Source organism: Phycicoccus ginsengisoli (assembly GCF_054779295.1).
Genome location: NZ_BAAGYN010000011.1, coordinates 126603 through 136435 on the forward strand (window position 1 = coordinate 126603; position 9833 = coordinate 136435).

A 9833-nucleotide genomic window follows, 5' to 3' on the forward strand; every position below is an offset into this window, starting at 1 on the left:
CTGACCGACGACCACTGGCGTGGAACCGTGTGCCCAGCCAAATCCACGCCTGACGGAAGGGACACATCCCCATGGCGGCAATGAAGCCGAGGACCGGCGACGGCCCGCTCGAGGTGACCAAGGAGGGTCGCGGCATCGTGCTGCGCATGCCCCTGGAGGGTGGCGGTCGGCTCGTCGTCGAGATGACCCCGGACGAGGTCCGCGCTCTCGGTGACGCCATCGACAACTGCGAGGGGCTGAAGTAACCCTTCCGCGCCTCTCCGAAGGACCCCCTGCCGCACGCTCGGCCGGGGGTCCTTCGTCGTCCCGGCGGTGTGCCGGCCCGCGCCGCCGGGTGGGTACCGGGTGGGTAGGGTCGGCCCCGTGCCTGCCCCAGAGCTCCTGAGCCCCGCCACCAGCGAGTGGTCCGTCGTGAGCACGCCGCTCGCCGACGTCCTCGCCGACCACGACCCGCACGACCTCGTGCTCGCGGTCGACGTCCGGGAGGACGGCATCCCCACGTCGGGCGCGGAGGCGCTCGCGCTGGTCGGCCTGGACGCCGCGGCCGTGCTGGCGACGTGGGAGCCGCCGGCGACCGCGGGGGCGGTCACGGCGGTGCCACTCCCACCCGGTGAGCGGGCGGCCCGCACGGTGCTGCTGGCCGGGGTCGGCGCCGGGACCGCCGCCGACCTGCGGTCCGCGGGGGCAGCCGTCGGGCGGGCCGTGCGCGGCCGCGCCGTCCTCGTCACCACCCTCGGGGGCGGGGAGCCGGCGTCGGCGCAGTCCGCCCTTGCCGAGGGGCTGGCCCTCGGTGGCTACGCCAGCCCGCAGTGGCTGAGCGGCCGCACGACTCCCACCCCGTCACCGGTCGGGGTCGTCGCGCTGGTGGGGGCCCACGACGAGGACGTCGTGCGCCGCTCGGTACGCCGGGCGGGCGCCACCATGCTGGCCAGGAACCTCGCCGTCGTCCCCTCGAACACCAAGAACCCGGCCTGGGTGGCCGCGCAGGCACGCGCGCTGGGCCGGCGCCACGGGCTCGAGGTCACGGTCTGGAACGAGCGGGAGCTGAGGGCCGGCGGCTTCGGCGGCCTGCTCGCCGTCGGGGCCGCCTCGGCCACGCCACCACGCCTGGTCCGCCTCGACTGGACACCGGAGGGCGCCGGGGCACGCACCCCGCACGTCGTCCTCGTGGGCAAGGGCATCACCTTCGACACCGGCGGCCTCGACATCAAGCCGGCCGAGGGCATGCTGGCCATGAAGACCGACATGAGCGGTGCCGGTGTCGTGCTGGCCGTGCTGGCGGCCTGCCGCGACCTGGCGGTGCCGGTGCGCGTGACGGGGCTGCTCGCGCTGGCCGAGAACGCCGTGGGCGCGGCCTCCTACCGGCCCGGTGACGTCATCACCCACTACGGCGGGCGCACCGTCGAGATCGGCAACACCGACGCCGAGGGGCGGCTCGTCATGGCCGACGCCCTCGCATACGCCGACCTCGAGCTCGAGCCCGACGTCCTGCTGGACATCGCGACGCTCACCGGCGCCGCGCGCGTCGCGCTCGGTCGCTCGATGGCGCCGGTCTACGCCACCGACGACGCCGTCGGCGACGCCCTGGTGGGCGCGGGGGAGGCCACCGGCGAGCTGCTGTGGCCGTTCCCGCTGGTGGAGGACTACCGGCCGATGCTCGACAGCGACGTGGCCGACATCAACCACATAGCGGGCATCGGGGGCGGAGCAGGCTCGATCTCGGCAGCATTGTTCCTCCGGGAGTTCGCGGGCTCGCGGAGCTGGGCGCACCTCGACATCGCCGGGGTCGGCCGCTCCGACGTCGACCGAGGGCTCCACACCAAGGGCGGTACGGGCTTCGGCGCCCGGCTGCTCCTGCACTGGCTGGAGGAGATGCGATGAACGCCGGGTACGGGTTGACCGTCCGCTGGTCCCTCGAGGAGGCGCCCGCCGACGTGGCGGGCAAGCTGCGCGACTACGTCGTCGGGACGTCGATGGCGAAGTTCATGTTCCTGGACGGGCTCGCGTTCAAGACGTGGCGCATGGTCGAGGGGCGCTGGTTCGAGGGGACGTACGTCTTCGACCAGGCCGTCTACCGCGACGACTTCCAGAAGGAGTTCAGCGCCGGGGCGGCCGAGTCGGCCGGCAGCCGGATCATCGGGTCCGCGCCGGTGGTCGTCGAGCCGTTCGAGGTCGTGGCGATCGCCGAGGGGCCCGAGGGCTTCCGCAGGGGCCCCGGTCCCGGCACCGTCTAGCGCTTGACGGCGGCGAGCACCCCGTCGCCGACGGGCAGCAGCGCCGGGACGAGCCGCTCGTCGTCGCGCAGCCGCTTGCCGAGGTCGCGCAGCACGGTGGTCTCGGCGTCGCGGGCCGCGGGGTCGGCGACCTTGTCGTGCCAGAGCATGTTGTCGAGCGCCAGCACGCCGCCGGAGCGCAGCAGCCGGATCGCGTGGTCGACGTACTCGGGGTACTCGCGCTTGTCCGCGTCGACGACGACCATGTCGTAGGCGCCGTCGGTCATCCGCGGCAGCACGTCGAGCGCGCGCCCGGTGATGACCCGGGTCCGCTGGTGGGCGACACCGGCGTCGGCGTAGGCCTTGCGGGCCGCACCCTGGTGCTCCGGCTCGACGTCGATGGTGGTGAGGATGCCGTCGTCGGGCATCCCCTGGAGCAGCCACAGGCCCGAGGTGCCCCCGCCCGTGCCGATCTCGACGACCGAGCGGGCGCGGACCGCCGCGGCCAGCAGGCGCAGCAGGGCGCCCGCGCCGTTGCCGACCGGCACGGCCCCGAGCTCCTCGCCGCGGCGCCGGGCGGACTCGACGACCTCGTCCTCGGTCACGAACCCCTCGGCATAGGCCCAGCTGGCGGGCTTCTGTGCACTCATGCGGGAAACCCTACTGCCGCGGGCGCTGCCCACCAGCCGCCCGGCGTACAGGAAACGCTCAGGTTCGTCGGGAACGATTTGGGGCAGTCGGTCGTCTGGACCGAGTGCACAGCGCGCACCCCCCGGGTGTGCCGACCGGAGGTGAGGGACGTGACCGCGACCGACATGATCGGCGCGCCCCAGGCAGGAAGCCAGGAGCAGCCCGCGTGGGTGCCCCCGAGCTGGGAGGAGATCGTCGAGCAGCACTCCGCCCGGGTCTACCGCCTCGCCTACCGGCTCACCGGCAACCCGCACGACGCCGAGGACCTCACCCACGACGTGTTCATCCGGGTGTTCCGCTCGCTGCACTCCTACCAGCCCGGCACCTTCGAGGGCTGGCTGCACCGCATCACCACCAACGTCTTCCTCGACAAGATGCGGCGCAAGCAGCGCATCCGCTTCGACGCGCTCTCCGACGAGTCCGCGGCCCGCCTCCCCAGCCGTGAGCTGAGCCCCGAGGCCACGTACGACGCCACCCACTTCGACGACGACGTGCAGCGCGCGCTCGACGCGCTGTCGCCGGAGTTCCGGGCCGCCGTCGTGCTCTGCGACATCGAGGGACTGTCCTACGAGGAGATCGCCGCGACCCTGGGGATCAAGCTCGGGACCGTGCGCTCACGGATCCACCGGGGCCGCGCCCAGCTCCGCGAGGCCCTGGCCCACCGCGACCCCGCGCTCGGTCGTCCCGCGACCGACGCCGACCGCCCCGCCACGCCGCGGCGCCGGCTGCCGGTGCTGGGCCGGGCGGTGCCGGGCTCGCGATGAGTCGCCTGGGCCTGACCGGAGGGACCGTCCCGCGGCCGGGGCGCTGCCTCGGCGACCGGCTCACGGCCTACGCGGACCGGGCGATGGATGCCGCGAGCCTCCTGCACTGGGACCGCCACCTCGTGGCCTGCACCCGCTGCCGTGCCCTCGTCGAGCAGGAGCGCCGGGTGCTCGGGGCGCTGCGTGCGCCTTCCGCGTCCGCCGTGCCCGGTGACCTGCGCAGCCTGCTGCTGGCCGTGGCCGACCAGCCGCTCGGACCGGTGACCACCGGAGCCGGGCGCAGCCACCTTCCTCCTCCGGTCCCCATGGCTCCCCTGCCCGTCGTGGACAGGGGCGCCCCGGCGCTGCACCGGTCGGTCCGCCGCGCCACCGTCTTCGCAGGGATCGCCGCAGGTGCCACGGCCGCCGCCGCCTGGGGCCTGGCCGTCACCGGCGGGGCCGGCGTGTCGACGCCGAGCGCTCCCGTCTCGCCCGCGGTGCAGCGGGCCCGGTCGGCCCAGCCCGGCTTCGCGACGGCTGCCTTCACCGTGCGGCGGCTCGGGACCTCCACGAACCCGGCCGGGTCCACGCGACCCGTCGGACCCGCTGTCAGCGGAGCACGCGACAGTTCGGCAGAATCGACTCCATGACGAACGAGCGCGGCCCCGGGGCGAGCCCGCAGGGCGCCGACGACGGGCGCGCCGCGCGTCCGGGCACCACACCGCCGGAGACCGGTCCCGCCGCGCCGGGAAGCGACGCCCCCGCGCCGGAGGGCAGCACTCTCGCACCGGAGACCGGTCCCACCGCGGCCGAGAGGGGCGCCAGCGCCCCGGAGACGGGCGCCCCGCCGGCCGCCGAGCCCGCGGCTCCTGTCGCGCCCGAACCCGCGGCTCCTGTCGCGCCCGAGTCCGCGGCCGCTGTCGCGCCTGTGACCGCCGACCACTGGGACCCGTGGGCCCCACCGCGTGCCCCCGAGCACACCCAGCCGGTCGACCTGTCGCACACCCAGGAGATCGACTCCGCCGCGGCCGCCTCCGGCCCCCCGGCCGCCCCAGCCCCGGGCGACCAGGGTCGGGAGCCCACGGACCAGCCGGTCTGGGCGCACGAGCCGACCGGCTGGCCGGCGCAGCCGTCCGTCCACCAACCCCCGGCCGCCCAGCCGGTGCCCACCACGTCGGCCGCCGCGGGGGCCGCCCCGGCCGGCGCCGCCTCCGGGAGCGCCGCGCAGGCCTACCCTCAGCACGGCACGGCCCCGGCCGGCGCCCCGGGCGCGGGCTGGGACCCCATCACCGCCCGGTCCGCCGACGCCTGGTACGCCGGCACCGCGCCCCCGTGGAGCGGAGCGCACCCGGTCCCGGCCACCGCCCCCCAGCAGAAGGGCCCGGGCTGGGGCGCCCTGGTCGCGGTCGCTGCAGCGGCGGCGCTGGTCGCCGCTGTCCTCGGGGGGATGTTCGGCGGCTGGCTCGGCGCGACCGACCGCGTCGACTTCGGCCGTCTCGACCGCACCCCGTCCTCCATCCCGACCGCCGGGGTGGGCTCGACCGCCCGCCCCGAGGGCTCGATCCCCAACATCGCCGCCAAGGCGCTGCCCAGCGTCGTCACCATCAAGGTCCGGGGCGCCGACGGGGCGGGCACCGGGTCCGGCTTCGTGATCGACCGCGACGGCCACATCATCACCAACAACCACGTCGTCGCCGGCGCCGCGAACAACGGCACCATCAAGATCGAGCTCTCCAACGGCTCGGAGGTGGACGCCACGATCGTCGGCCGCGACGCGTCGTACGACCTCGCCGTCCTCAAGACGGAGCGCGCCGGCCTCGAGCCGCTGACCATCGGCGCCTCGAAGGACGTCGTCGTGGGCGACCAGGTCATCGCCGTCGGTGCCCCGCTCGGGCTCGAGTCCACCGTGACCAGCGGCATCGTGAGCGCGCTGAACCGCCCGGTGAGCCCCGGCGGGGACGGCGACCAGCAGTCGTACATCAACGCGATCCAGACCGACGCGGCGATCAACCCCGGCAACAGCGGCGGCCCCCTGCTCAACATGCGCGGCGAGGTCATCGGCGTGAACTCCGCCATCGCCCGCATCCCCGGGTCCACGGACACCCAGTCGGGCAACATCGGCGTGGGCTTCTCCATCCCGAGCGACCAGGTGGTCAAGACCGCGGAGCAGCTCATCAAGACCGGCTCGGCCCAGCACCCGGTGATCGGCGTGGTGCTCGACCGGCAGTTCACCGGCGAGGGCGTGCGCATCCTCGCCAAGCCCACGGCCGACAGCGGCAACCCCGTCGACCCGTCCGGCCCCGCCGGCAGGGCGGGCGTCAAGCCGGGTGACATCATCGTCGAGTTCGACGGCAGGAAGGTCACCGGCGCCGACGACCTGGTCGTGGCCATCCGCGCCAAGAGCGTCGGCGACCGGGTGTCGATGAAGGTCCGGCGCGGCAGTGAGACGATCGAGGTCACACTGACCTTGGCCGGCAAGTCCGGCAGCTGAGCAGGAGGGCTCGTGGCAGGCGTCAACGGCTGGGAGTTCATCCTGCTGATCGTGCTGGCGGTGGTGATCCTGGGCCCCGAGCGGCTGCCGGAGTATGCCGCGAAGCTCGGCCGGCTCGTGCGGCAGGCGCGTGCCATGGCCGAGGGCGCCAAGGGGCAGCTGCGCGAGCAGATGGGCCCGGAGTTCGACGACATCGACTGGCGCCAGTACGACCCGCGTCAGTACGACCCGCGCCGCATCGTGCGCGAGGCCCTGATGGACCCGACGCCCTTCGAGCCCGAGGCGTCTGCCGCCTCCACCGGCGCGGCAGCGACCCCTGGCGCGGGCCCGGTCACGCGCGACCCGTCGCTGCCGACGCCGTTCGACGACGACGCCACCTGACCGCTCGTCTGCGCACAGACGAACGCGTCACTGCGCACTGACCCGCTCCCTGCGCACTCCGACAGAGGTTTGCGCGCAGACGAGCGTGTGCCTGCGCACTGATCCGCTCCCTGCGCACTCCGACGGAGGTTTGCGCACAGACGAGGGTTTGCCCGCGGCGTGGCCTAGCGGCCGACGGGGGACAGGCCCAGCGAGCGGCCGGCCAGGCCGCGCGAGCGGGTGCCGAGGCCGCGGGCGATGCCGCGGAGCGCGACCGCGGCGGGGGAGTCCGGGTCGCGCAGCACGACCGGGTTGCCCTCGTCGGCGCCCTCGCGCAGGTTCGTGTCGAGCGGGATCTGCCCGAGCAGCGGCACCGAGGCGCCGACCGCGCGGGTGAGCGACTCCGAGACGGCCTGGCCGCCGCCGGAGCCGAAGATCTCCTGGCGCGAGCCGTCGGGCAGCTCGAGCCAGGACATGTTCTCGATCACGCCGACGATCCGCTGGTGGGTCTGCAGGGCGATCGACCCGGCCCGCTCGGCCACCTCGGCCGCGGCCTGCTGCGGGGTGGTGACCACGAGGATCTCGGCGGTCGGGATGAGCTGGGCCACCGAGATCGCGATGTCGCCGGTGCCGGGCGGCAGGTCGAGCAGCAGCACGTCGAGGTCGCCCCAGAAGACGTCCCCGAGAAACTGCTGCAGGGCGCGGTGCAGCATCGGCCCGCGCCAGACGACGGGCTGGTTGCCGGGCACGAACATGCCGATCGAGATGACCTTCACGTCGTGGCTGACCGGCGGCAGGATCATGTCGTCGACCTGGGTGGGCCGGTGCTCGACGCCGAGCATGCGGGGCACCGAGAAGCCGTAGACGTCGGCGTCGACCACGCCGACCCGCAGTCCGCTCTCGGCGAGGGATGCCGCGAGGTTCACCGTCACCGAGGACTTGCCGACGCCGCCCTTGCCGGACGCCACGGCATACACGCGCGTGAGGGAGCCGGGCTGGGCGAACGGGATCTCGCGCTCGGGTGTCCCACCCCGCAGCTGCTCGCGCAGCTTGGTGCGCTGCTCGTCGCTCATGACGCCCAGCGAGACCTTCACCCCGGTGACACCCGGCACCTTGGCCAGCGCCGCGGTGGTGTCCTTGGTCAGGGTGTCCTTCATCGGGCAGCCCGACACGGTGAGCAGGATCGTCACGGCAACCCGCCCGGCCTCGTCGACCGTGCAGCTCTCGACCATGCCGAGCTCGGTGACCGGCTTGCGGATCTCGGGGTCGATGACCGTGGCCAGCGCCTGCCGGAGGGCGTCGTCGGTCACGGGAGCGGCGGAAGGGGCGGACATGCCCTCCATGCTAGGTCGCGGCGGTCTCCGGGGCGCCACCGCCCGTGTCCCCGCGGCTGTCGGCCTCGTCACGCCGGCGGATCTCCAGGCCCCGCTCCTCGAGCTCGTCGAGCAGGCTGCGCAGCTCGGAGCGGACGAAGTCACGGGTCGCGGCGTCACGCATGGCGTGGCGCAGGGCGGCCACCTCGCGGGTGAGGAACTCGGTGTCGGCGAGGTTGCGCTCGTCGCGGGCCCGGTCCTGCTCGAGCGCGACGCGGTCGCGGTCGGCCTGCCGGTTCTGCGCGAGCAGGATGAGCGGCGCGGCGTACGACGCCTGCAGGCTGAGCATGAGGGTCAGGAAGATGAACGGGTAGGCGTCGAAGCGCAGCGTGCGGCTGGACAGGATGTTCCAGCCCACCCACACCAGGACGAAGACCGTCATCGCGATGATGAACTGCGCGGTCCCCATCCACCGGGCGAACCCCTCGCTCCACCGCCCGAACGTCTCCTGCGAGAGGGCGGGGCGCGGCAGCACGGCCCGGCGGGTGTCGCGGGGCTGGTCGAGGCGGGACGAGACGTCCCGGCGGCGCTCGCGCTCAGCCATGGGTCACCTCGCGCCGCTCCTCACGCCAGTCGTCGGGGAGGATGTGGTCGAGGACGTCGTCGACGGTGACGGCACCGATGAGCCGTCCCTCGTCGTCGACCACCGGCACACCGACGAGGTTGTAGGTGGCGAGGATCCGGGTGACCTGGCCCAGGGGGGCGTCGGCCGTGAGCGGCTCGATCTCCTTGTCCAGGATGGCGCCGATGGCCCCGTGGGGCGGTTCGCGCAGCAGCCGCTGGATGTGCACGATGCCGAGGTACTTGCCGGTGGGGGTCTCGTGCGGCGCGCGGCAGACGTAGACGGTCGAGGCGAGGGCGGGGGAGATCTCGGCGCGGCGCACGACCGCGAGGGCCTCGGCGATGGAGGCCTCGGGACCGAGGATGACCGGCTCGGTGGTCATCATGCCGCCGGCCGACTCCTCGTCGTAGGTCAGCAGGCGGCGCAGGTCGGCTGCCTCGTCGGGCTCCATCCGACGCAGCAGCTCCTCCTGCTTCTCCTCGGGGAGGTTGTGCAGCAGGTCGGTGGCGTCGTCGGGCTCCATCGCCTCGAGCACGTCCGCGGCCCGGTCGACCGGCAGGCCCTCGAGGATCTCGACCTGGTCGTCCTCGGGCAGCTCCTCGAGGACGTCGGCAAGCCGGGCGTCGTCCATCGCCTCGGCGACCTCGGCCCGGCGACGCTTGGGCAGGTCGTGGATCACCTCGGCGAGGTCGGCCGACTTGAGCTCGTCGTAGGTCTCGAGCAGCATCGCCGCGGACTGCCCCGCGGCCGGGCGGTGGATGCCGCTCACGTCCTCGACCGGGACGAGGACGGTGGTGCCGCGGCGCCGGCGGAACGGGCCGAGGGAGGACTTCTGCGTGCCCTGGCGGACGTAGACCTTGGAGATCGACCAGTCGCGTCCGCGCTCGCGCTCGATCGCGATGTCCTCGACGGTCGCCTCGAACGAGCCCTCGGGGTCGTTGACGGTGACCGGCCGCTCGAGGATCTCGGCCATGACGAGGACCTCGTTGGCGCGCTGCTCGAACCGGCGCATGTTCACCAGGCCGGTGGTGATGACCTGCCCGCCGTCGACGGAGGTCACGCGGGTCATCGGCACGAACACGCGACGGCGCCCAGGGACCTCGACGACCAGGCCGATGACGCGGGGGCGGCGCCGGGAGGCGGTGAAGGTCACCACGACGTCGCGGACGCGGCCGACCTGGTCGCCGAGCGGGTCGAAGACGCTCAGGCTGGTCAGGCGGCCCACGAAGACGCGCGACGGGGTGCTCACGTCGCAAGGCTATCCGCCGGGCCGGTGCTCGGCCCGCAGGCTCAGCGGGCGCCGGGGCAGCGCTCTGCCCGAAGGCCCAGGGGGGGGGGGGGGGGGGGGGGGGGGGGGGGGGGGCCGGGTGCGGGCGCGGCCGGCGGGCTCACCCCGCGGCG

Annotated in this window: 11 protein-coding genes; 7 read left to right on the top strand and 4 right to left on the bottom strand. The window is 74.3% G+C overall.

Translation table 11 applies throughout. From position 1 onward, the window contains the following. Positions 1–71 precede the first annotated feature (71 nt). The 3 genes from ACYVDO_RS17375 to ACYVDO_RS17385 all read left to right on the top strand — a co-directional run bounded on the left by ACYVDO_RS17375 (position 72) and on the right by ACYVDO_RS17385 (position 2234). Positions 72–245, top strand: a complete 174-nt coding sequence (locus ACYVDO_RS17375; RefSeq protein ID WP_082590346.1) for a DUF3117 domain-containing protein — start codon at positions 72–74, stop codon at positions 243–245. Positions 246–363: 118 nt separating this feature from the next. Beyond that, positions 364–1881 (top strand): leucyl aminopeptidase family protein, encoded by a 1518-nt coding sequence (locus tag ACYVDO_RS17380; protein ID WP_460938206.1) that lies wholly within the window; start codon positions 364–366, stop codon positions 1879–1881. Beyond that, on the top strand, positions 1878–2234 hold the full coding sequence (locus ACYVDO_RS17385; RefSeq protein ID WP_460938208.1) for a hypothetical protein: 357 nt from the start codon (positions 1878–1880) through the stop codon (positions 2232–2234). The genes ACYVDO_RS17380 and ACYVDO_RS17385 overlap by 4 nt, the downstream gene beginning before the upstream one ends. Here ACYVDO_RS17385 and ACYVDO_RS17390 read toward each other — a convergent pair. Continuing rightward, on the bottom strand, positions 2231–2863 hold the full coding sequence (locus tag ACYVDO_RS17390; protein ID WP_460938210.1) for an O-methyltransferase: 633 nt from the start codon (positions 2861–2863) through the stop codon (positions 2231–2233). The two genes, ACYVDO_RS17385 and ACYVDO_RS17390, sit on opposite strands and share 4 nt — an antisense overlap. Before the next feature lie 165 nt (positions 2864–3028). Here ACYVDO_RS17390 and sigE point away from each other — a divergent pair, with 165 nt between their 5' ends. The 4 genes from sigE to ACYVDO_RS17410 are packed head-to-tail and all read left to right on the top strand — an operon-like array spanning position 3029 to position 6518. Further along, complete coding sequence (sigE, locus tag ACYVDO_RS17395) at positions 3029–3667, top strand: RNA polymerase sigma factor SigE (RefSeq protein ID WP_460938230.1); 639 nt, start codon at positions 3029–3031, stop codon at positions 3665–3667. Then, the gene (locus tag ACYVDO_RS17400) at positions 3664–4296 is read left to right on the top strand and encodes an anti-sigma factor family protein (RefSeq protein WP_460938212.1); all 633 of its coding nucleotides are present in this window, start codon (positions 3664–3666) and stop codon (positions 4294–4296) included. Before sigE ends, ACYVDO_RS17400 begins: the two co-directional genes overlap by 4 nt. Continuing rightward, positions 4293–6137, top strand: coding sequence for a S1C family serine protease (locus tag ACYVDO_RS17405; protein ID WP_460938214.1), 1845 nt, complete (start codon positions 4293–4295; stop codon positions 6135–6137). The genes ACYVDO_RS17400 and ACYVDO_RS17405 overlap by 4 nt, the downstream gene beginning before the upstream one ends. A 12-nt stretch (positions 6138–6149) precedes the next feature. Next, complete coding sequence (locus ACYVDO_RS17410) at positions 6150–6518, top strand: twin-arginine translocase TatA/TatE family subunit (protein WP_460938216.1); 369 nt, start codon at positions 6150–6152, stop codon at positions 6516–6518. A gap of 164 nt (positions 6519–6682) precedes the next feature. On the opposite strand, the gene ACYVDO_RS17415 is transcribed toward ACYVDO_RS17410, so the two are convergent. The 3 genes from ACYVDO_RS17415 to ACYVDO_RS17425 are packed head-to-tail and all read right to left on the bottom strand — an operon-like array spanning position 6683 to position 9681. Beyond that, on the bottom strand, positions 6683–7840 hold the full coding sequence (locus ACYVDO_RS17415; protein ID WP_460938218.1) for an Mrp/NBP35 family ATP-binding protein: 1158 nt from the start codon (positions 7838–7840) through the stop codon (positions 6683–6685). Between the two features lies 1 nt (position 7841). Then, entirely contained in the window at positions 7842–8414 is a 573-nt protein-coding gene (locus ACYVDO_RS17420; protein ID WP_460938220.1) for a DUF1003 domain-containing protein, read from the bottom strand. Continuing rightward, positions 8407–9681 (bottom strand): magnesium transporter MgtE N-terminal domain-containing protein, encoded by a 1275-nt coding sequence (locus ACYVDO_RS17425; RefSeq protein ID WP_460938222.1) that lies wholly within the window; start codon positions 9679–9681, stop codon positions 8407–8409. The genes ACYVDO_RS17420 and ACYVDO_RS17425 overlap by 8 nt, the downstream gene beginning before the upstream one ends. Between the last annotated feature and the right edge of the window lie 152 nt (positions 9682–9833).